Genomic DNA, 23377 nt, shown 5'->3' on the forward strand with positions numbered 1-23377 from the left:
CCCGTGGGGGCCGTGCCGCCCATGCCTCCGGGCTGCACCCCTTCGAACAGCTTGGGATTCGAGGACTTCTTCATCGCCTCCTCGCGCGCGAGGCGGCCCTGCATGACGAGATCGCGCAGCGATTGATCGAGGCTCTGCATGCCGTGCTGAGCGCCGGTCTGGATCACCGACAGGATCTGCATGGTCTTGTCTTCGCGGATCAGATTGCGCAGTGCCGGCACCGCCACCAGGATCTCGAGTGCCGCGACGCGACCCTTGCCGTCCTTGGTCGGCAGCAGCGACTGCGCGACCACGCCTTCGATCGATTCCGAGAGCATGGTACGAACCTGCGCCTGCTGATTGGCGGGAAAGATGTCGATCATGCGGTCGATGGTCTTGGACGCCGAGTTGGTGTGCAGGGTCGCGAACACCAGGTGGCCGGTCTCGGCCGCCGAGATCGCGAGCTGCGTGGTCTCGAGGTCGCGCAGCTCGCCGACCAGGATGACGTCCGGATCTTCGCGCAGGGCGGCGCGCAGCGCGGCACCGAACGATCGGGTGTGCGGGCCTACTTCGCGCTGATTGACCAGGCACTTCTTCGAAGCGTGCACGAACTCGATCGGGTCCTCGATCGTGATGATGTGTCCACGCCGCGATTGATTGACGTAGTCGACCATCGCCGCGAGCGTCGTCGACTTGCCGGATCCGGTCGGGCCGGTCACCAGCACCAGCCCGCGTTCCTTGTCGGCCAGATCCTTGAGCACCTTCGGAAGCCCCAGCTCCTCGAGGCTCTTGATGGTGTTGGGAACCACTCGAAACACCGCGCCTTCGCCACGCTCCTGCACGAACAGATTGGCGCGGAAGCGCGAGACGCCGGGGATCTCGAACGCGAAGTCGAGGTCGCGAGATTCTTCGTAGCGCCGCTTCTGTTCGTCATTGAGGATGTCGAACAGTGCGGCGTGCGTGGCCTCGGGGTCGAGAGGCTCCATCTGGAGCGGTGTCATCTGTCCGCGAATGCGCAGCAGCGGCGGCATGCCGGCCGAGACGTGCACGTCGGAAGCGCCCTGATTGCGCGCGAACGTCAGCAGTTCGGTGAGATCGAGAGGCATCGGAATTCCTAGGTGAGCACGCGCGCGGCGTCGATCGCGCTCAGCGTGCCGTTCGCTACCCGGTCACGCACCCGGGTCGCGAGCGAGCGGAAACCATTGTCGATCGCGACCTGACGAAGGCGCGCGGGGTCGGCGTTGCTGCGAATCGCTTCGCGCAGCAGATCGGAGGCGGTCAGCACCTCGAACAGCACCGCGGTGTGCGGCGCCGGCGTGCCGTCGGATGCGGAGTCGGCGCGCGGCGTCGAGGCGCGCAACGCGCGCTGCTGAATGATCGCCAGCATGCGATCCGCGAGGACCACTCGGGCCCGCGGGGTGCTCGACAGGAACGACAACAACGCGAACGAATCGGTCCAGTCGGTGGTCGCGAGCATCAGGCGTCCCGACCCGGCGGGCGACAGGGTCTGCATGACGTGGTCGCCCTTGAGCACCTCGTCGAGCAGCACCAGATCGGCATTCTGCGCGATGACGGTTTCCTCCCACATCGCGAGTGCGTCGACCGTCGGCACATGCACCCGCGTCGCCTGGGGCAGTGGCGCTGCGGGCTTGGGCTCGAACGCCAGCACGCGCGCATGCCGTGCGTCGGTGGAGTCCACCAGTGCGGCGAGCGTCGTCGAAGTGCCGCTGCCGGGCGGGCCGCACACCAGCACGAGGCCCGCCTGCGCGTGCAGCAGCTCGCGCAACGCTTCGATTTCGCCTGAGTCGAGACCGATCGAGTCGAGCGACGGCGGCTGATCGAACTCGGGGCGCGGCGACATCGTCACCGCGATGCCGTTGGAGCTTCGCAACAGCGAGACATCGAGGAACGCGAAACCGGCGTGAAGCGGGCAACGCAGCTGAGCGCGCAGGTGGTGCTGGTCTCCGAGCGGTGTGAGACCGAGCGCTTCGAGGCGCGTGAGCAGGTAGTCGAGTACCGGCGCGGGCTCGCTCGCCACCCGCACCAGCCGCCGTCCCTCGCGGTAATAGACGTGCAGCTGTCCGCCACCCGGAAGGAAGTGCAGCTCGGCGATGCCGCGCTTGAGCGCGCTCGAGACGTGGAACAGCAGGAATGTGACGCCGGAGCGTTCCCACAGGATGTCGTACAGGCCTTCGGCTTCGATCGGCGTTTCGTAGCCGTGCGGCCGAGCAACGCGCGATCCGAACACGCGATCGAGCGCGGCGTGGATCGCGGTGGTGGTCGCAACGCACACCGTGATCGTGGCGCGAGCTTCGCGGGTGAGTTCCGCCTGGCAGTCCTCGTCGAGCGGATCCGCCATCGCGACCGTCAGCCCGTGGCCGTCGCGCACCAGCGGCACCACGTTGAGGCGCCGTAGGATGCTCTCCTGGAATTCGTAGATCAGGTCGCGATCGAGCGCTTCGGGGGTGACATCCACGTAGGTGATGCCGAGCTGGCGCGACAGCGCCCAGGCGATGTCCTGCTCGGTCACCACGCCCATCTCGATGAGCGTCTCGCCGATGCGGCGGCCGGTTTCGCGCTGACGCATCACGGCCTGCTCGATCGCGGCCTCCGACACGGTGCCGGCCTCGAGCAGAATATTGGTCATGTAGCGACTGGTGGATGGGGCGTGCTGGGACACTCGGGACCTCTTGATAGAGGTGGGCTCGTGCGAGACGAGGTCCCGAGGGGTGAGACCCGCACAGGGTATCGGCACCGGCCGCGGGAGATTTAGCCACGGGTTTGGCCGGGCTGATCGGGCCGCGATTGCGGTCGCGCCCCGGCTCCGCTGCGCCTATGATGCGCGCACCTTTGGAGCCGCATCGCACCCGTCCCACCGCATCCGGGTGGTCGGAGCGGATGAAGGATCGACGCTTTCACGGAGGAACCCGTATGCGAATCAAGGCTACGATGATCGCGGTCGCGACCGCGCTGATGCTTTCGGCGCTGCCGGCGCTCGCCGCGATGCCGACCCCTGGCATCTACTTCTCGACCGATCTCGGAGGCCAGGTGCTGCTCGGGCGGGGCTCCCAGTCGTGGATTGCGCCGCTCAACGTCAACCGGGGCCTCGGCGACGTGTTCAACGCGCAGAGCTGGACTCCGGAAGGCGCACCGGACGTCTCGATCGAAGGACTGCTCGGCACCCAGTGGATCTTCCAGTGCGGCGTGCAGCTCGCGCCTCAGGGCCAGGTCGACAACCGTGACGCGAACGGCAACGGCACCGTCATCTTCACGAACGTGTTCACCGGCGGCATCTTCTTCCTCTCGAAGAATGGTCCGTGGGGCGATGGCATCAACGACCTGACCGGACAGATCTTCACGACCACGGCGATCGCAACCGTCGTGTACGTGAACTCCATTCCGATCCAGTCGCGGCTGAACCTCGATACCTACGGACAGTTCGACGGCTCGAGCTGCGTGCTGCGGTTCGCGATCGCGAACGGTGTCGGACTCGGCGACACCGACCTGCTGGCGTTCCCGCCCGAGTATCCGCCTCTCATGGATACCGACTGCGCGCCGACGCGGGTCAACGGCAGCTGGGGCGACATCAAGGACATCACGCTCCAGATCGAGTGCCCGGTGCCGACGCGTTCCGGAACCTGGGGCTCGGTGAAGACGCGATACCGGTAATCGCGACTCGAGCGCATCGCTCACGTCGCATCACGACGCCGCGGGTTCGGAGAGCGCTCCGGACCCGCGGCGTTCGTCTCTACGGCCGATCTGCCGGCCGGGCGACCACCACGCTGCACGGCGCGTGCGTGACCACGTGGCTCGCGACGCTGCCCATGATGAGCTTCGGCAGTCCGGTGCGACCGTGCGAACCGACCACGATCAGATCCGCCCGTTCCTGGATCGCGGCGGTAAGAAGCGCTTCCCTCGGGTCGCCGATCATGACCCTCGAACTCACCTGAACCCCGTGATCGCGGATCTGTTTCTCGCACCGCGCCGCCACTTCCTCGTGAAACTTGTGCTGATCCTCGATCCAGTCCGGGGACACCATCGCGCCGGTGCCCGGAAAATCGGCCGTCGAGTATGCGACGACCACTGGGCGCACCGCCGACAGCACCGTGACGTGGGTGCCTGCGGGCCACGGAATTCGCTTCACCCAATCGATGGCCGCCTGCGACCAGCGAGAGTCGTCGACTCCGATCAGAATTCTCATCGCCAACCTCCTTTCGCCGCGCGAAGCGGCGCCTGGATCAAGCGCAAGCCACGTGCCGCGACGGCGCGCCGCCAAGTGCGCGCAGGAGAACGAACACGGCGAGCGCTCCGACGCTGGCGTCCGCCAAATTGGCGGATGCACTGACAGCCTGGCATCCCGCCGCGGCCTCGAGCCGGTTGCGCGTGTGAAGTTCCGCGGGCATGCTGCGACCTGCCATCTGGAGAGCGCGATTTCCGTCATGAGCCCCGCTGAGACCCCTCCCCGTTCCGAATCGCGCGCCGCCGGCATCGCCCGCGTGTTGTGGTGGGTGCTGGTCCTCAACCTGATCGTGGCGGCGGCGAAACTCGGCTACGGCTGGCGCTCGGGGGCGATCTCGATCACCGCCGACGGACTTCACTCGATCCTCGACGCTTCCTCGAACGTGTTCGGGCTGATCGGGCTGCACATCGCGAGGAAGCCACCCGACGCGGATCACCCCTACGGTCATCGCAAGTACGAGACGTTCTCGGCGCTCGCGATCGCGGTGATGATGTTCGTCGGCTCGTGGGAAATCCTATCGTCCGCCTTCACGCGCCTCGCCACGCCGCGCGTTCCGCAAGTTTCGGTGTGGGGCTTCGCGATCATGGGGGCGACACTCGTCATCAACGGGATCGTGGTCGCCTGGGAACGGCGCGCCGCTCGGCGCCTGCAGAGTGAGTTGCTGAGCTCGGACGCGGAGCACACTCAGAGCGACGTGCTCGCGAGCGTACTGGTGCTGCTGAGCTTCGCGGCTGCGCGGTTCGGGATCGCTTGGGCCGATGTCGTGGCCGCGGTGCTCATCGTGGGCCTGATCATGCGCGCGGGGATCGTCATCCTTCGCACCACGCTCTCGACGCTCGCCGACGAGCGGCGTCTCGATCCGGTCGAGGTCGAGGGACTGGCCCTCGAGGAGTCCGGCGTGCGCGAGGCGCACAACGTTCGTTCGCGCGGCGCCGCCGATCACATCCACGTGGACCTGCACGTGCTGGTCGCCCCCGACACCACGATCGCCCACGCGCATGCGCTCGGCCATCGCGTCGAGGCGCGCATTCGCGGTCGGTGGCCTACGGTGTCCGATGTGGTGGTGCACGTCGAGCCGGCGCTCGATGCCGAGCGAGCGCGCGAGCGCATCGGGGGCGCACTCCATGCCGAGGGTTAGCGCCCGCATGAGTGTCGGGCGGCTGCCGCTTCCAGCGCTGTTCGCGGCCGCGTTCGTCACGCTCGCGCCGGGCGTGGCCCGAGCCGCGGGCGAACACGGCGTCGATCTGCAGCCGATTCTGTTCGGGCTCACGCTCGTGATCCTCGGTGCGCGACTCGGAGGCGAGCTGTTCGAGCGGCTGCGGCTGCCGGCGGTGCTCGGTGAGCTGATCGCCGGCATCACGATCGGCAACCTGCCGCTGGTCGGCATCACCGCATTCGCGGGGCTCGCGCAGATTCCGTCACTCGAGGTGCTGGCGCAGCTCGGCGTGCTGTTCCTGCTGTTCGGCGTCGGGCTCGAATCGGATCTCGGCCAGATGCGGAAAGTCGGCCGCTCGGCCACGTTGGTCGCGCTGCTCGGAGTGGTGGCGCCGATGATCCTCGGCTACTTCGTCACCCGTCTCTTTTTCCCCGATCACAATCGACTCGCCGACTGGTTCGTGGGTGCGACGCTGTGTGCGACCAGCGTCGGCATCACGGCGCGCGTGCTCGCGGATCTCGGCAAGACCCGGACACCCGAGGGCCGCATCATTTTGGGTGCCGCGGTGATCGACGACATCCTGGGTCTCATCGTGCTCGCGGTGGTCGCCGGCATCATTCAGGCCGCAGATCGCGGCGCCGCGTTCGATCCGATGTCGGTACTCTCGATCCTGCTCAAGTCGCTCGCGTTTCTGGCCGGCGCGATCGTGATCGGGCGCTGGCTCTCGAAGCACGCGTTCGGGATCGCGAGCCGCATGAAGAGTCGCGGACTGCTGCTGCCGCTCGCGCTCCTGTTCTGCTTCGGATTCGCGTGGCTCGCGGGCGTCGCCGGTCTCGCCCCGATCGTCGGTGCGTTCGCGGCCGGCCTGATCCTCGAGGAAGTGCACTATCGCGAGCTGCGCGACCAGGACTCGGCGCGGCACGATCTGCACGAGCTGTTGAAGCCGCTGTCGGCGTTTCTGGTGCCGATCTTCTTCGTGACCATGGGCATGCAGGTCGACTTGCGTGCGTTTGCACGCCTCGACGTGCTCGGCTTTGCGGCGGTGCTCACGCTGGTTGCGATTCTCGGCAAGCAGGTGTGCTCGCTGGGGGTGCTCGAGAAGGGCGTGGATCGGCTGACGGTCGGGCTCGGCATGATTCCGCGTGGCGAGGTCGGCCTGATCTTCGCGAGCATCGGGGCCTCGCTCACGATCGCGGGCGAGCGCGTGATCACGAGTGACGTCTACTCGGCGGTCGTGGTGATGGTGTCGCTTACCACGCTGCTCACCCCGCCGCTGCTGGCGTGGCGGTTTCGCAGGTAGGGGGAATGCGGCACCTCGGCCGCGCGCGGTTGCCTCGACGCGCCGCCGCCCCTAGCCTCGCCGCGTTCGCGCCATGGGGGCGCGTCGCTCGGGAGGTCGAACACATGGGTCGTCGGCTGCTCCTCACGCTGGGATTGCTCGCGCTCGTCGCTTCGCCGTCGTTCGCGCAGAGCGGTCACATGGCAGGCGAAGTTCGGCTGTACCACTCGGGTGCCACGGCGCTCACACCCGCGATCTTCGGCGGGATCGAGTCGCTGCAGGGCTCGGTCGTCGGGGTCGACGTCTCACTGCGCGGCTCGCTGGGCGAAGGTCCGTGGGGCTGGGTGCTGGGCGGGGGATTCGGCGTCGGCAGCGAGAAGTACACCGATTCGAATGCAATCTCGCCGAATGAGCTGTCGATTTCGCTGAGCTCGTTCCAGGGTCGCGTCGGCTTCGACTACTCCGCGAAGGTCGGCGAGGCCGAGGTCTACATGGGCCCGGCGCTCTGCTACTCGAGCACACGCGGCACGCTCGATGACGGCGCCGGCGAAGAAGACGGCGAGCCGTTCGGCGTGTTCGGACTCGAGACCTGCCTGGGTGGCTACGCTCCGTTCAGTCCGCAGTGGGGACTGAGCGCGGAAGTCTACGGACTGATCGGTTCGGGGTCGGGCAGCGAGGGCGAGGAAGAGATCTCGGGACTGCATCAGGAAGTCGGCTTCCGCACCGGCTTGCGCTTCCAGTTCTAGCGACGATCATCGCGTGACGGCGAGCCTGCGAATGCGGGTTTCGCCGTCGGCGCGGAATCTCACCAGGTAGAGCCCGGCCGCGACTTCGTGCCCGTATTCGTCGAGCAGGTCCCAGCGGCGCGCGTGGGTGCCGGCGGCGAGTCGGCCGCGCTCGAGCACGCGCACGCGCCGCCCGTCGATCGAGAGCACTTCGAGTTGTGCCTCGCTCACCTCGCGCGGCAACGTGAAGGCCAGCGTCGTCGAGCCGCGCGCGGGATTCGGCGCGGGAGCCGCGAGTTCGAAGCGCTCTCGTGCGGAGAGCGGCGCGTCGACCGCAGTGTTCCTCACCCGGAGCACGCCGTTCGTTACCGTGGTGCTCGGATTGCCCTCGTTGAGGATCAGCGTCGAGAGCACCAGCGGGAGGTCGGTTCCGAGCACCGCGTCTGCCCGCACCACCACACGCACGGTGGCGATCGTGAAGCTCGACGCGGTGACCGGAGCCACGCCGGCCGCGGCCGCGGCCGCGAAGCCGCTGTTCGCGTTCTGGGCCGGGGCGCCCCAGTTCCACAGCCAGCCGCTACCGTTGACGAACGACGACGACTGTACGACCGCGGCGCCGAGATCGAGCCGCAGCTGAATGCCCACGATGCTCTGGCCCACGGCGCCGGGCACCACCGTGATCGGGACGTCGACCGTGGCTCCGGGGGCCGCGGTCACATAGGGAACGGTGGCATGAAGCGTGGCGGCCGTGACGTTCGATGTCATCGCGAGGCCGAGCGCGATCACGGCAATTCGTGTGCGGATCATGGCACCCTCGCGAGCTTGCGGGTGAGCGTGCGGCCTTCGCAGTCGAAGCGCACGAAGTAGAGCCCGGCCGGAACCGCGGTGCCGTGATCATCGGTGGCATCCCAGCGCAACGCATGCCGGCCTGCAGCGAGCGGTCCGTCGTGCAGCCGCCGCACCAGCCGACCGTCGGGACCGTAGATCGAGAGACGTGCGTTGGCGGCGGCGCGCGGGGTCGAGAACGCGAAGTTCGCGACGCCCCGCAGTGGATTCGGCACCACCGGCGCGAGTGCCAGTTCTCTCACCTCGACCTCCGGCGCATCGGTCGGTGACACCACGGTGATGCGCCCGTTGGCGAGCTGCGGAATCGGGTTGCCTTCGTTGCACAACAGGCTCGCGAGCGTGAGCGTGATCTGGGTTCCGATCGGCGCGCTCGGCGAGATCGTGAAGCGCAGTTCGTGCAGTGTCGTGTCCGCGTTCGAGAGCGCGGTGGCCCCGGCGGCGGTCAGCTCCACGCGTCCCGCCTGCGGCTGTCGGAAGATCAGGTTGGGCGCCCACGCGGCGATCAATCCGCCGTTGGCGGCGCTGACCGCCGTGACGTGTGTGTTCGCGAACGTGACTGCGTACTGCACGGAACGCACCGCGAGCGCCCCGAGGGGCCGGTCGGCGTTCAGCGGCACGATGAGGGTGGCGCCGGGGGCGCACGACACGGTGCCGAGCGTGGCCTTGAAGTCGTGGATCGTCACGCTGGTGTTCGCGTCGGTCGCGCCGACCGCGTCGGTCACCGACACCTGCGTGACGCCCCCACGTGTCGCGGTGAACAGCCCGCCCGAAGTGATGGTTCCGAGCGTCGGGTTCGCGACCGTCCACGCGAGCGGTGGCGTGATGGTACCCGTCACGGTGAACTGTCGGGTCTGCCCGGCGAGCAGCGTCGCCTGGTCGGGCGCCACGCTGATCGTCGGTAGCGGCTGCACCGTGAGCGTCCCGTTGCTCGCGAGCGCCGGCAGCGTTTCGTTGAACAGCGCCTGCGTCACCGTGAGCGGGGTGAGGCCCGCGGTGAGCCCGGCGAGCGTGACGTAGCACAGCACTCCGGACCCATTGAGATCGGTCGAGCCCACGAAGTCGACCGTGCAGGTGCCCGAGTTGGCGCCGAAGCCGATCGAGCCGTAGCCATTCAACAGGGTGCCGGGCGGGCTCGTGACGCCGATCGCATTCGCGAGCGTCGCGGTCCACGACAGCGAGAACTGTCCGGCGCGGATGCCGAGTCCGGTGAGGCTCGTGACCGTGATCGGCACTGAGACGGTGTTGCCGACGAATACCGGCAACGTGCCGGCCGTCAGTCCCATTCCGCGCACCACGATCTCGGAATTGGTGGTGTCTCGACGCGCCGCGTTGTCGACCGCGAACACCCGCGCCGCGCCCGGCGCGACACCGGTCAGTACGCCGGCGGCGGAGATCGTGGCGATTGACGGATCGGTCGTGAACCAGCTGACCGGATTCGTCACCGAGCCGGAGACGCTGAAGTTCAGCGTATTGCCGCGCACCAGCGTGCCCGAGTTCGGCGACACCGTGATGATCGGCGTGGTGTTGATGGTGAGCGTGCCGTTGGTCGTGGTGTCGGCCGGCGTGCCCTCGTTGAACTCGAACCCCGTAAACGTCAGCGAGGTCGAAGTCGCGGTGAGCGAGGTCGGATGGATGACGAAGCGGACGAACAGGATCGTTCCCGACCCGCTCATCGCGGTCGCGCCGGCGGTCGCGATGCGGATGCGTCGTGTCGATCCGGTGGTCGCGTCGTCATCGAATGCCGCGGCGTTCCAGCCCGCGGTGGCCACCAGGGTACCGGTCTCGATCACGTCGGTCGCGGTGACGAGACTGCCGTTGTAACTGAGGTCGAACTGCAGCGAACGGATGGCGAGGCCGGTGGTGTTCGAAACCAGGACCGGAACGTCGACGATCTGACCGGCGACCCCCGAGGTGGCCCCGGTGCTGATCTGCACGGCGCGCGCGGGTGCCGCGACTGCGAAAGTCGCGAGTGCCACCGCGATGCCGATCGCGAGGGGTGTGCGCATGGCGTTTCTCCCTTCGCTCAGCGGACGACGATCAGTCGGTGGGTGGCATCGAGCGTGCGCGTGCGCGCCCTCACGAAGTAGAGCGCCGGCCGCACCCGTCCGCCCCGATCGTCGGTGAGGTCCCAGGTGAAGCGGTGCAAGCCGGGTGCGAGCGTGCCGCGCACCAGCGTGCGCACCGTGCGCCCGGCCACGTCGAGCACGCGCAGCTCGACGGCGCCGTCTGCGTCCTGCGCGCCGATCGCGAGCGACAGTTGCGCCGACCCGTGCGCAGGATTGGGTGCCGGCCGTGCAAACGCGGTGCGTGCGGGCAGGATCGGCAAAGGCGGCGAGTCGAGCGTCTGCTCATTGACTCGCGCGAAGCTCCGTCGCGGCGGATCGAAACGATCGCCGTGCGCCGCGAAGCGCAGCCACGCCGGCTCTCCGGGCATCGAGGTGAGTGACGCGAGCGCCAGCCGCAACGTGCCGTCGGCGGAGCGTGTCGCCGACTCCACACCGCTCGCCGCTTCGACGCCGAGGAAGTCGCTCGCCGCGCTCCCGCTGAGCATCAGCTCGACGCCGAGCACCGGCGCGTCACCGTTCACCTGGAGCGGCACGCGCCACTCGGCGCCGTCTCGAATCGCCTCGCCGAGCTCCAGCTCGAAGCGTCCCTGCAGGCGCGCGAGCAGCGCGCTCGAACCGCGCGGATCGCGGTGATGTTCGAGATTCGAATTGACCGGGAAACCGCTGATCACACCCGCGACGTACTGGAGAATCAGCGAGGCGTCGAGTGCGGAGACGCTCGCCGTCCCGGTCACGTCGGCGACCAGCAGCTGCAATGGATTCAGGCTGATGCTCGCGACCAGGTACTGGAGCACCAGTGACGCGTCGAACGCGAGCACGCGCCCGTTCAGGCTCACGTCGCCGATCAGCGGGTTCAGGATGCCGGTGGTGGCGAACGGCAGGTAGTCGACGTTGTTGGTCACCGCGTCGCCGGTACCGGCATTGGTGCCGATCGCGCACAGGTCGGCGGTTGCCGAAGCGTCGGCGGGGCCGCTCGCGGCTCCCCACCAACAGCCCTCGGCGCTCACGCAGAATGACGCGCCCACGTTGTTGATGCCGAGGGTCGAGTTGCCGAAGATCGTGCAACCGCGCACCAGTGGATTGCTCGCACCCTCGACGTTGATGCCGTTCTGGTTGAAGTTGACGAGGCACGAGTCGATCGTCGGCGCGGAGTTCACGCAGCGGACGCCGTATTGCCCGTAGCGGAACACGCAGTTGCGGAACACGCACTGCGGATCGATCGCGGTGCCGTCGATCTGGACGTAGTTCCAGCTGCTCGCGGCCGGGACGGTCGCCGAGCTGTCGTTGTTCGTGTCGCCGCCGTAGAAGTCGTCTCGCAGCGACGTGAACACGATCAGGCTCTCGGGGTCGGTGCGGCCGAGCGCCTGGATGGCGCGTTGCACGGTGATGCCGCCCGAGCTCTGCATCTTGACGATCACGCCGGGTTGCATGGTGAGCGTCGCTCCGAGGCCGATCGTGACCGTGGAGTTGAGGTAGTAGGGCATGTTGTTGCGGCCGGACACGGCGCGCACCTTCCACAACACGTCCTGCGCGATGTTCTCGCCGATCACGCTGAGCGCGGTGAGCTGGTTCTTGAGGAACTGGACGTTCGTGAACACCGGCTCGCTGACCAGCGACATCGCGACCGGCGCGCCGGTCGAGGTCGAGTCGAAGAAGCAGTTGACGAACGTCGGTGTCGACGAGCCTTCGATCACGACCGGCGAGGTGCTGCCGAGCGTGAGGCGGGTATTCGTCACGGTCTGGCCCGCGTTCACGAAGTCGAGCATTCCGGTCGAGAACGAGCCGTAGCGGAACAGACAGTGATCGATCACCGACAGCACGTCGTTGCTGACGCCGGTGAAGTTGATGCCCTGCCACTGTCCGGGCTGCGCGAGCGTCGCCGCTCCGTCACCCTTCACATCCTGGCCGAACGCGTCGTCGGCGCTCGAGGTGAAAACGATCAGGCTGTCGGGTTTGCCGTCCGCGACCAGTGTGCCGTCGATCGTGATCCCGGTGCCGATCGGGTCGGAGGTGAAGAAGCGCCCCAGCTTGAGCACCACGCCGGGATCGATCGTCCAGCGGGCGCCGAAGGCGATCGAGACGTTACCGGCGAGGGCATAGTTGAGGTTCGGGTAGCCGCCGATCGAGCGCACGCGGGTGCGCACGTCCTGAGCGATCGTCTCGCCGAGGATTCCATAGGCGAGGAACTGGTTGTTCGCGAACGTGATGTTCGCAAACGTCGGATTGCTCACCAGCGAGGCCGCGATCGGCAGCTGCGTGCAATTGAGCACGTTGGTCGAATCGATGCCCGGGGCCGAGGCGCCGCCGATCGTGAACGCGGTGCCGTTCTGGAAGAACTCGAGCCGCGCGAGTCGCGGACTGGCGCTCGAGGTCTCGATGGTCCCGAACGTGTTGCTGGAGCCGCCGAACTGGAACAACACGTTGCGCACGATGCACTCGGCGTCGACTGCCGAGTCCTCGAACTTGATCTGACCCCAGTCGCCGACCTGCGGGGTGGAGGCGTCGTTCGGAGTGGTATCGCCTCCGTAGATCGGATTGTCGTCGCGACGCGAGGTGAAGACGATGCGCCCGGTGGTGCCGTTGCTTCCGACCATGTTGAGTGCGCCGGACACGTCGAACACCGTGAAGGACGACGACGACTTGAGAACGACCTGCGGCTCGACGGTCAGCGTGACGCCCGCGGGGACCGTGATCACGCCGGTTGGCAGGTAGGCGAAGGTCGGGGTGCCGACGCCTGGGCGATAGCGCAGGCGTGCGTTGCCGGACAACGTTTCGGACAGCAGGCCGAGCGCATTGAAGCCGTTCGTCGAGTAGACGTTGCTGGTCGCGATGTTGGGATTCGAACCCGCCGACATCACGATCGGCGCGCTGGTGCAGTTGTTGATGTCGCAGTTCGAGATCGGGCCGTTCGAGTCGCCGTCGAAGCGGACTCCGTAGCCACTGCGCGAGATGAAGCAGTTCGAAATCGGGGCCGCGGCACTCGTGAGCCACACGCTGCTCGGCCAGGTGTTGCCGGGGTCGTAGGAACCGTAGGTGATGCGGCACTGGTCGATCACGCTGGTCGCGTCGTTGCTGGTGGGGGTCAGTCGGACGTAGCCCCAGTTCGCGACCCCGGGCGCTGTGATCGCTCCGTCGCCATTGGTGTCGGGCGGATTTCCGAACAGATCGTCGCGCTCCGAGGTGATGACGATCAGGCTTTCGGGCTTGCCGTCCGCGATCAACGCGCCGTCGATCAGCATGCCGCCGCCGGACAGCTGGTTCTTCACCACCACTCCCGGGTCGATGCGAAGCACGTTGGGGCTCAGCATGTGGAGCTGGCCGTTCATCAGGTAGTAGGTGATGTTCGTGAAGCCGGCGATGTTGCGCAGCGCGAGTCGCGAGTCGGCGGCGACGTTCTCGCCCTGGATGCCGAGCGCCGTCACCGCATTGGCGAGGAACGTGATGTTCGTGAAGGTCGGATTCGCCGACACCGACATCAGGATCGGAGTCGACGAACAGTTGTTGATCGCGAGGTTGCTGATGCTCGGCGTCGCGACGCCGAAGATCGCGAGCCCGTGCGACGCCTCGCTGAGGATCGAATTCGAGACCGGAATCGTGACGTTGCTGGTTTCGATCATGCCCTGCTGGTTCGAGTTGGTGCCGAATCGCAGGCGCACGCGCGAGATCGATCCGCTGCCGGTCGAGCTGAAGACGATGCGATTCCAGTCGCCCCGGTTCGGCGCGGTGATCGAGCCGTTGTTGTTGGTGTCGGGTGGATTCCCGAAATTGTCGTCGTTGATCGAGGTCATGACGATGGTGTCGCCGGCGGCCGCGGTGCCGTTCATGCTCAGGCTTCCGTTCGCGGTGATCGAGTAGCCGCCGAGCGGCTTGATGACGACGCCGGGATTGATGGTGAGGCTCGCGCCCACGTTGATCGTCAGCGAGCCCAGCAGAACGTAAGTGACGTTCGTGATCGGATTCGCGCCGACCGTCGCGCCGCGGCGCGGCAGCGTGGCGGTGCCCGACAGGAAGCCGCCGCGCAGACCGAACGCGTCGTAGCCGTTGTTCGCGCTCGAGAACACCAGGCTCGAGAGCACCGGAGCGGCGGTGAAGTCGAGCACGATCGGGGTCTGCGTCGAGGCTTCGATGCTGGTATTGAGCAGCACCGGCGCGGCCGATCCCGCACAGTCCACGCCGTAGTAGCCGCGACGAACGAACGAGTTGCTCACGGTGTCGCTGGCGCTCGTGAAGATGAGGATGCCGCCGCTGCCCGAGCCGCCGAACCGCAGGTCGCAGAAGTCGAGCCGGCTGCCGAAGTCGGGGCTCGCGTCGGTGAACTGCACGCCGCCCCAATCCTGCGCGGCGGGCTGCGTCGCGGTCCCGTCGCCGTTGGTGTCGCCTGCGAGATTGTCGTCACGGCTCGAGGTGAAGAACACGTATTGCGCGCCGGTTCCGATCGCGCGCAGCGAGCCGTTGACGGTCATGAGGCGCGAGGGGTCGAACTTCACCACCACGCCGGGCTGGATGATGAGCGTCACTCCGGCGTTGACCGCGATGTTGCTGCGGACCCAGAACACCGTTCCCACCACGGTGCCGGTCGGCCCCCAGGTGGTGTTGCTCGCGATGCTCGAATTGATCTGAACGACCTGGGCTCCGACCGGAGTTGCGAGCGAAGCGAGGAGGGTGACCAGGGCGGCAATCAGGACGGCGGGAATCAGCCGACGGGCGTGCATGGGGCCTCCGGAACTGGGGGACGAACCGAGTCGGGACTCTCTCACGAAAACACAGCCCCGGGGATGCGAATGGTTTCACGGGGTCGACCGCACTGGAGGGCATTCCTCGTGCGCTCGTCCGCCTTCGCGTTGTTCCCGACCCCTTTATTGCCTAGCCTCCGCCCTTCTGTCGACCCCCGGCGCATCGCGTCCCCCGAGGTGGCCTCCATGTCGCTCCCCGACTCCGCCGCACGACCTTTCGCGCCGCTCCCGGCCCTGGTGGCCCTGCTCGCGGTGATGCTGTGCTTCCAGTCGGTGCACGCCGCCACGCCACGCGTCCATGCGATCACGGGGGCTCGCATCGTCACGGCACCCGGAGCCGTGATCGAGCGCGGAACGATCGTGATTCGCGACGGCGTGATCGTCGCGGTCGGCGCTGCGGTGACGGTCCCGGCGGATGCGCGGGTGTGGGAAGCCGAGAGCCTCACGATCTATCCGGGACTCATCGATCCGAGCGTCGTGCTCAAGCCGACCGCCCCCCCGAGTGCTGTACCGGTGGGTCCGCAACCGCGGCGGATTCCGGCCGGTCCCGAGGGGCGTGGTGCTGCGAGTTCGCTTTCGACGGTGATCCCCGAGACGCGAGCGGTCGAGCTGCTGCCGGTGATCAAGGAGCAGCGCGACGCGCTGCGTGCGGCGGGCTTCACGGTGATTCACGCGCTGCCTGCGAACGGCATCTTCCGTGGCTCGAGCGCGGTGGTGGCGCTCGAGGACGATGCGCCGACCGGCCACGTGCTCGTCGACGACGCGGCGCAGGTCGTGACCATGACGCCGGCGCTCGGTACCTATCCGGCGTCTCTGATGGGCGCGATCGCCGTGGTGCGGCAGACGTTTCTCGATGCGAAGTGGTATCGCGATGCGCGGGCGGCCTACGCGCGCCACTCTCAGGGCGTCGAGCGTCCGCTGACCAACGTGTCGCTCGCCGCACTCGAGCCTGCGATCGCCGGGCGGCAGCGCGTGTGGTTCCTCGCCACCGACATGCTGCAGGTGCTGCGTGCTTCGACGCTGGCCCGGGAAGCCCAGCTCGACGCGGTGGTGGTCGGTACCGGCGACGAGTACAAGCGCGCGGCGGAGATCGCGGCGGCCCGCATCCCGATCGTGGTGGCGGTGAACTTTCCGGATCCGCCCGATGTCTCGACGCCCGAGAGCGTGGTCGAGCTCTCGGCCGAGGAACTGCGCCACTGGAACCAGGCTGCATCGAACGCGGCGATCCTTGCGCGGCGCGGGGTGCCGGTCGCCTTCACGTCGAATGGGCTCAAGGATCCGAAGGACTTTCGCGCCCGCGTGGCGCGCGCAATTGCGCGCGGGCTCTCACCCGAGGACGCGCTTTCCGCCGTCACCACCGTGCCGGCGCGGCTGCTGGGGCTCGCGGACCGCATCGGCACGCTGGCGCCGGGCAAGATCGCGAACCTCACGGTCGTGCGAGGACCGCTGTTCGACGAGAAGAGCGTGGTGCGCGAAGTGTGGATCGACGGCGCTCGCTACGAAACGCAGAAAGACGAGAGTTCGCCGGTCGGACGCTGGCTGGGCTTCACGACCGGAGTCGACGACACGCTGATCGTCGGCACCGAACCGGACACCACCGTCATGCGGGTGGCCGGTCGCGACACGCTGCGGGCGAGCGAAGTGCGGCTCGACGGAGTGCGGCTGCGGTTTCGCATCGCGCGGGCGACGCTCGGAGTGGCCGACGTCGACGTGACCGCGAAGAACGACGCTCTGATCGGGACGATGACGAGCGGTCCCGACGCGCAACGCACGACCACGCCGATCGCCATGACGAAGGTGCCGGAGGCCGCGAAGCCGGCCGGCCCGCCGGCGGGCGTGAGTGCGGACGCGGTCGTGCCGACCCCGATCGTGATGGGTAACACCGAGGCATGGCGCATGCCGGTTCCCGTGCAGCCGGCGACGGTGCTGGTGCGCAACGCGACGGTGTGGACCGCCGGGCCCCAGGGCACGCTGATGAATGCGGACCTGCTGGTGCGCGCCGGAAAAGTGGTCGCGGTTGGCAAGTCGCTCACAGCACCCGCGAAAGCGGTGGTGATCGACGGCACCGGCAAGCATGTTTCGCCCGGCGTGATCGACGAGCACAGCCACGCCGCGGTGCTCGGCGACGTCAATGAGTGCACGAACAACGTGACCTGCGAAGTTCGAATCGAGGACGTCGTCAACTCGGAGTCGCGAAATCTCTACCTGCACCTGGCGGGCGGCACCACGATCATGCACATGCTGCACGGCTCGTGTAACGCGATCGGCGGCCAGTGCATCGCGCTCAAGAACAAGTGGGGGCTGGCGCCCGACGAGCTGGTGATCCGCGACATGCCCGGCACCGTCAAGTTCGCGCTCGGCGAGAATCCCAAGCAGTCGAACTGGGGCGTTCAGGCCACCGATCGCTACCCCAAATCGCGCGCGGGCGTCGAGCAGAGCATTCGCGAGGCGTTCCTCGAGGCGCGCGACTACCGCGCCGAGTGGGACGAGTACCGTCGCACGAGGCACGGCCTGCCGCCGCGCCGCGATCTGCAGCTCGACGCGCTGGTCGAGATCATCGAGGGCAGGCGACTGGTGCATTGCCACTCGTATCGGCAGGACGAAATCCTGATGCTGATGCGTCTCGCCGAGGAATTCGGATTCCGCGTCAACACGTTCACGCACATCCTCGAGGGCTACAAGGTCGCGGACGAACTGGCGGCGCACGGCGCCTCGGCGATGGGATTCAGTGACTGGTGGGCCTACAAGTTCGAGGTCTACGACGCGATTCCACACAACGGGTACCTGATGTGGGATCGGGGCGTGAACACCGGATTCAACTCGGACGACGCCGAGCTGGCGCGGCGCCTCAACACCGAAGCCGCGAAGGCCGTGAAGTACGGCGGGGTTCCGCCCGAGGAAGCGATCAAGTTCGTGACGCTGAACCCCGCCCGGTCGCTCAAGATCGATGCGCGCGTGGGCTCGCTCGAGCCCGGCAAGGACGCGGACTTCGTGATCTGGAATGGCAGCCCGCTGTCGCCCTACTCGGCATGCCTCGAGACCTGGATCGAGGGCCGCAAGTATTTCGATCGCACGGCAGACCTCGAGGGTCGCGGCGCGCTGGCCGCGGAGCGCACCGCGTTGATCGAACGCGCCGCGAAGGCGAAGAAGGACGCGAAGCCGGGCGGTGGCGCACAAAGCACGCCCCCGCGCTATCTGGAAGAAACCGCGCTCGACGGTAATGCGTGCGGCGGCGCCGATTCCGGTCACGCCGAGGCGTTCCTGGGCGAGGCCGAACGAAACGCGCGCCGCAGCGGCGAGGTGAAACGATGAAGCGCGCGATCATCGGACTCGCGGTCGCCGCACTCGTCGTCGGCTCCATGCGGAACGCCGCCGCCGAGGCGGTGGCGCTCACCGGCGGCACCGTCCACACCGTGAGCGGTGCGACGCTCGACGGCGCGACCATCGTGATCGAGAACGGACGCATCACCGCGGTCGGCGCCGCGGTCGCGATTCCGTCCGGTGCCCGCATCGTGTCGGTGGCCGGGAAGCACGTCTATCCCGGGTTTCTCGACGCGAACTCGGTGCTCGGACTGACCGAGATCTCCGCGGTGCTCGGCACCATCGATCACACCGAGATCGGCGACATCAATCCGAACGTGCGCTCCGAGGTCGAGATCAATCCCGAAAGCGAACTGATTCTCGTCACGCGCGCCAATGGTGTGGTCGCATCCCTGGTGATTCCCCGCGGCGGTGCGATCAACGGAACTTCGGCGATCGTTCACTGGGACGGCTGGACCTACGAGGACATGACGGTCGCCGCGCCGGTCGGGCTGCACGTTCAGTGGCCGAACATGAACCCGGTTCGCGTCTGGACCGAGACCCGCACCGACGAGGAACAGAACAAGGCCCGCGACCTTCGACTCGCCGCGATCCAGCGCGCCTTCGACGACGCGCGGGCCTACCTGAAGGCGCTCGACGCCGAGGGCCGTGCGGGCATACCGCGTCACGACCGCGACGTGAAGTGGGACGCGATGGTGAAGGCGCTGCGCGGGGAGATCCCGGTGTTGTTCCACTGCGATGCGCTGTCGCAGATCAACGCGGTGCTCGCGTTCGCGGATCGCGAGAAGCTCCCGCGTGTGATCCTGGTCGGCGGCGCGGACGCCGCGCTGGTCGCTGCGGAATTGCGGCGACGAGACATCGCGGTGATCTGTGGCCGAACCAGCGCCCTGCCGCGGCGCTCGAATGAACCCTACGACGCCGGCATGTCGCTGCCCGCGCGGTTGCGTGACGCCGGAGTGCGATTCTGTATTTCGAACGGCGGCAGTGAAGACGGTTCGGCCGCGAATGGCCGCAATCTGCCGTACGAGGCTGCGATGGGTGCCGCCTACGGGCTGCCGCGCGACGAGGCGCTCAAAAGCATCACGCTCTACCCGGCGCAGATTCTGGGCGTCGCGGACCGCATGGGCTCGATCGAGCCGGGGCGCTTCGGCGATCTCGTGATCACGAACGGCGATCCGCTCGAGATCACGACCGCGGTCGAACAGGTCTGGATCCGCGGGCACGAGGTTTCGCTCGAGAATCGCCAGACGCGTTTGTTCAAGAAGTACGACGCACGTCCGCGCGGACCGCAGGCACGCCCGCGTTAGTTCGATCAGGTTCTCCCGCGCGCTGCCTGCGGGACTTCGCAGTGATCCGATTCCAGAGTGGACTCGAAAGGAGCGCACCATGCAGACGCAGACCAGGCACGCAGCGGGCACCTTCTGTTGGCCGGAGCTCTACACCTCGGATCAGAACGGCGCGAAGAAGTTCTACGGCGCGCTGTTCGGCTGGGAGATTCGCGACATTCCGATGGGACCTGACGCGAACTACACCATCTTTACGAAGAACGGCGTCGAGGCGGCCGCCTGCTACGGCGCGATGCCGGGCATGACCGAGAAGGGGATGCCGCCGTTCTGGATGTCGTACGTGGCGACTGACAACACCGACGAGACGGCGAAGAAGGTGAAGGCCGCGGGCGGCCAGGTTCACAAGGAGCCCTTCGACGTGCCGGGCACCGGCCGCATGGCGGTGCTGGTGGATCCGACCGGTGCTTCGTTCTGCTGCTGGCAGGCGGGTCCGAGCATCGGCATCGGCGTGTTCGGAGAGTCGAGCTCGCTGGTGTGGACGGAGCTGGTCACCACCGACCCCGAACAGGCGAAGAAGTTCTACGGCAGTGTGTTCGGCTGGAGCAGCACGCTGTTCCCATCGCCGCCCGGCGGACCGGAGTACACGATCTATGCGCAGCCCGGACACGAGAACGGCGTCGGCGGCATGATGAAACTGCCGGCCGAGATGGCGGGCGTGCCGTCGCACTGGGGGATCTACTACGCGGTGGACGATGTCGACGCGACGGTCGCGAAGGCGGTATCGCTCGGCGGCAAGGTGATGCATGCGGCGCTGGACATGCCGGGCGTCGGTCGCATGGCGTGGCTCGCGGATCCCGCCGGGGCCAATTTCGCGGTAATGAAGCCGAATCCGACTGGTTAGCGCTGGATTTGCAGTGTCGCTGGCACGACGATCGGAGGGACAGGGCGGTTGCGCGCCCCGCCTCTCCGAGTTCTTGTCTCGGGAGTCGCGGCTCGGTTCTCGATCAACGCCGTCAGCGCAGTCTGAGCCGCCTCCGCAAGCACAGTGCAACGTGGGTCGCCAATCGCAAGACGCTACGCGGCGGAATGGCGTTCGAGGCGTTCAAAACGCTGGGCTGTGGCCCAAATCAAGGCTAGACTTTTGGCGGCTACCTCCCTCGTGAGAGGCGTGCAATGCGGCGACTCACCTTGATTTGCTTCCTCACTGCTCTCGCACTCTTGGCCGGTTTGCAGCTCACCGCCTTCGAGTCTGCCGCGGCGTGGCCTTCGGGTGGACTGCTGCTCTCGGACTCCACAGCCGGCAATGATGCTGTGAATCCGCGCGCTTGCAGGGCGGCTAGTTCGGGCTCGGTTCTTGTCGTGTGGGACGAGGCCAGATTCCTGGGCAGCGACACATGGAACACCGAGATTCGAATCCAGCGCGTGCAGTCGAATGGCACGATTGCAACAGGCTGGCCGGACCGCGGTCTTCGGTTGGCATTTGTGCCTGCGAGCGCAGTCTCGGAAGCGCTGGCGCTCGATTCGGAGGGAGGTGGCTACGTAACATGGTTCGCGATCAATCCGGCACCGACCGGCTATGACCTGTCGCTACAGCGCTTCACCCCGAGTGGGCAAATCGCCGCTGGCTGGCCGACGAATGGGCTCCTCATCGGAGCCACGGTGGAGAGCGAGCGCGAGTCCAGCATCGCGTCCGACGGATTGGGTGGAATATTCGTTGGATGGAGCCGCGTGTCCACGATCAATGACGCAAGAGGCACTCACGTGCTTGCGGATGCAAGCATCTCTCCCGGGTGGCCTCGAGAAGGCAAGCCCTTGCTTGCCTCCGGTCAGCCGGCGAGCGTGGTTGGTCTTTTCCCGGACGGAGCTGGCAACGGGCTGTTCATTCTGGGCACTGGCGGCACTCGGCTCGGGACTCGATTCACTCCGGCCGCCAATATCGTACCGGGCTGGCTCTCTGACTATGTTGACCTGACGAGTGCTGGCCAAGTGTTTGGCGGACCCACGGACGTTGCACCGGATGGCGTCGGGGGCTTCTATCTCGCGTGGACCGACATGCGCGGCTACCCCGGCCCGCCGGCACCGGAGAATCGCTACAAGAACATCTATGCGCAGCACTGGCTGGCCGACGGCACACGCGATCCACGCTGGCCAGCGTCGGGGTTCCCGGTGTGCGTCGACTTCGACATTCCGCAGTTCAGCGCCTACGCCGCGACCGATGATGAAGGCGGGCTGCTGGTGTCATGGACCGACCTGCGTGGTGCGTTCACGGGTAGCGGGCAGGACGTCTACGCGCAGAAGATCCGTAGCGACGGAACGGTGGCTCCCGGGTGGCCGGTCAATGGCCGACCGGTGGCCCAGTCTCCGAATACCGAGACGGAAGGCCAGGTGGTGAAAGACGGCGCCGGGGGCATGTACGTGGCGTACCGACTCAACTTCATCCACGCGGCGACCCAGCACCTCCTCGCGGATGGCTCGGTGGATCCGGCATGGGCACCGAATGGCGTTCCTCTGCCGGGGCCAAACAGCGAAGACTTCGTGCTGTGCTGGGACGGGTTCCGAGGTGCGGTGGTGGCGGTGAGAGGTGGCTTCGACGGACAGCATCACGTGTTTGCGTACCACCTGGGCCCCGACTATCCGACCGCGGCGACGGTGTCGCTGGCGAGTTCGAGTGCCACGCACGAGCGGGTGAGTCTGGTGTGGCAAGGGGTGGAGATCGAGCGCGCGTGGCTCGAGCGCCGCGGCGAGAGCGAGGCGTGGGTCGAAGTGGTCGAACTCATCGCCGACGGCAGCGGACGACTCACGTATGAGGATCGTGCGATCGAGCCTGGCGCGCGTTACGCGTATCGGCTGAGATTCGACGGCGCGAGCGGGATCGCGTACGCGAGTGAGACGTGGATCGAGGTGCCCGAAGTGTTCCGACTGGCACTTGCAGGACTGCGTCCCAATCCCTCGCCGCCCGGCGATCTCGTCATCGCATTCACACTGGCGCGCGAGGGTGCAGGGACCCTCGAAGTCGTGGACGTGACGGGTCGCCGCATTGCGCGGCGCTCGCTCGAGGGCCTCGCCGCTGGACCGCACACGTTGCGGCTCGATGAAGCGCGCTCGGTAGCTGCGGGAGTCTACTGGTTGAGACTCACCCACTCGGGCCAGGTGCTCACGACGCGCGGAGTGGTGCTGAGGTAGCCGCAATTCGATTGTGCACACATCGTGCGCGGTTCGTTTTGCTCTTGCTCCTTGAGTTCGCGGAGTGGTCTCATGCCTCCGCACGCGAATCCCCCGATCGCGTCCTTGAAGTCCAAGGATTGAGTCCTCAACGAAGGGAGATCTCCGTGCGCCCCCCTCTGCCCTCGCTGCGTCACCGCCATGGTGTCTTGCGACTGGTCACCACGCTCACGTTACTGTTTCAGACCGCGGCTCAGCCTGCGCTCTCCGCGCTCTCGAACACCGGCCGCTGGACCGACACTCCAAGCGCCGACTGGGTCAGTCAGGGCTCCAGTCCGCACTCGCAAACGGCAGTGCATCTCATGCTGATCCCCGGCACGTCCTCATATCACAGTCGCATTGTGTGGTGGGATCACGATCATCTCGAGCCTACGGAGGAGTCAGGCCCCCTTGCAGGTGTTAGCGTAACGTCGCTTCTGTAAATTCATATTTCCTGCATGAGCGGCCGCCGGGAGTTGCAACGGCGGGCCGCGTCGGCTCTCCTCGTCGATGTCCTGGAAGACGTCAACGAAGGAGGAAGCGAT

At 67.1% G+C, this 23377-nt stretch carries 14 protein-coding genes; 8 read left to right on the plus strand and 6 right to left on the minus strand.

The genetic code is table 11. The features are described from left to right. Together HOP12_07070 and tadA are read right to left on the minus strand one after the other, a co-directional pair. Positions 1-1085: type IV pilus twitching motility protein PilT (locus tag HOP12_07070; GenBank protein ID NOT33915.1), on the minus strand; the 1085-nt coding region annotated here is incomplete at its 3' end. Between the two features lie 8 nt (positions 1086-1093). Next, positions 1094-2659 carry a Flp pilus assembly complex ATPase component TadA gene (gene tadA / locus HOP12_07075; protein NOT33916.1) on the minus strand — a complete coding sequence of 522 codons (1566 nt, stop codon included), beginning with the start codon at positions 2657-2659 and terminating at the stop codon, positions 1094-1096. 251 nt (positions 2660-2910) lie between these two features. Here tadA and HOP12_07080 point away from each other — a divergent pair, with 251 nt between their 5' ends. Beyond that, the gene (locus tag HOP12_07080; GenBank protein ID NOT33917.1) at positions 2911-3648 is read left to right on the plus strand and encodes a hypothetical protein; all 738 of its coding nucleotides are present in this window, start codon (positions 2911-2913) and stop codon (positions 3646-3648) included. A gap of 79 nt (positions 3649-3727) precedes the next feature. Here the strand turns inward: HOP12_07080 and HOP12_07085 are convergent, their stop codons facing one another. Continuing rightward, a complete protein-coding gene (locus HOP12_07085) occupies positions 3728-4180 on the minus strand; it encodes a universal stress protein (protein NOT33918.1) in 453 nt (150 codons plus the stop codon). Positions 4181-4418: 238 nt separating this feature from the next. On the opposite strand from HOP12_07085, the gene HOP12_07090 reads away from it, so the two are divergent. From HOP12_07090 to HOP12_07100, 3 genes are all read left to right on the plus strand, one after another. Further along, on the plus strand, positions 4419-5357 hold the full coding sequence (locus tag HOP12_07090; GenBank protein NOT33919.1) for a cation transporter: 939 nt from the start codon (positions 4419-4421) through the stop codon (positions 5355-5357). Positions 5358-5364: 7 nt separating this feature from the next. Then, positions 5365-6675: a cation:proton antiporter gene (locus HOP12_07095; protein NOT33920.1), complete on the plus strand. Its 1311-nt coding sequence runs from the start codon at positions 5365-5367 to the stop codon at positions 6673-6675. Between the two features lie 104 nt (positions 6676-6779). Then, the gene (locus HOP12_07100) at positions 6780-7400 is read left to right on the plus strand and encodes a hypothetical protein (GenBank protein ID NOT33921.1); all 621 of its coding nucleotides are present in this window, start codon (positions 6780-6782) and stop codon (positions 7398-7400) included. A 6-nt stretch (positions 7401-7406) separates the two neighbouring features. Here the strand turns inward: HOP12_07100 and HOP12_07105 are convergent, their stop codons facing one another. From HOP12_07105 to HOP12_07115, 3 genes are read right to left on the minus strand one after another with little or no spacing between them, the layout of a single operon-like run. Then, positions 7407-8186, minus strand: a complete 780-nt coding sequence (locus HOP12_07105) for a hypothetical protein (GenBank protein ID NOT33922.1) — start codon at positions 8184-8186, stop codon at positions 7407-7409. Then, entirely contained in the window at positions 8183-10231 is a 2049-nt protein-coding gene (locus HOP12_07110; GenBank protein NOT33923.1) for a hypothetical protein, read from the minus strand. The genes HOP12_07105 and HOP12_07110 overlap by 4 nt, the downstream gene beginning before the upstream one ends. A 17-nt stretch (positions 10232-10248) precedes the next feature. Further along, the gene (locus HOP12_07115) at positions 10249-15003 is read right to left on the minus strand and encodes a hypothetical protein (GenBank protein NOT33924.1); all 4755 of its coding nucleotides are present in this window, start codon (positions 15001-15003) and stop codon (positions 10249-10251) included. 207 nt (positions 15004-15210) lie between these two features. Between HOP12_07115 and HOP12_07120 the strand changes: the two genes are divergently transcribed. The 4 genes from HOP12_07120 (at position 15211) to HOP12_07135 (ending at position 22814) form a co-directional block, all read left to right on the plus strand. Continuing rightward, the gene (locus HOP12_07120) at positions 15211-18336 is read left to right on the plus strand and encodes an amidohydrolase family protein (GenBank protein NOT33925.1); all 3126 of its coding nucleotides are present in this window, start codon (positions 15211-15213) and stop codon (positions 18334-18336) included. Further along, complete coding sequence (locus HOP12_07125) at positions 18333-19652, plus strand: amidohydrolase family protein (GenBank protein ID NOT33926.1); 1320 nt, start codon at positions 18333-18335, stop codon at positions 19650-19652. The genes HOP12_07120 and HOP12_07125 overlap by 4 nt, the downstream gene beginning before the upstream one ends. Before the next feature lie 79 nt (positions 19653-19731). Then, a complete protein-coding gene (locus tag HOP12_07130; protein NOT33927.1) occupies positions 19732-20532 on the plus strand; it encodes a VOC family protein in 801 nt (266 codons plus the stop codon). A gap of 1085 nt (positions 20533-21617) precedes the next feature. Then, positions 21618-22814 (plus strand): T9SS type A sorting domain-containing protein, encoded by a 1197-nt coding sequence (locus HOP12_07135; protein NOT33928.1) that lies wholly within the window; start codon positions 21618-21620, stop codon positions 22812-22814. Positions 22815-23377: the final 563 nt, after the last annotated feature.

The organism is Candidatus Eisenbacteria bacterium, assembly GCA_013140805.1.
In the GTDB taxonomy this organism is placed as follows: Bacteria; Eisenbacteria; RBG-16-71-46; order RBG-16-71-46; family RBG-16-71-46; genus JABFRW01.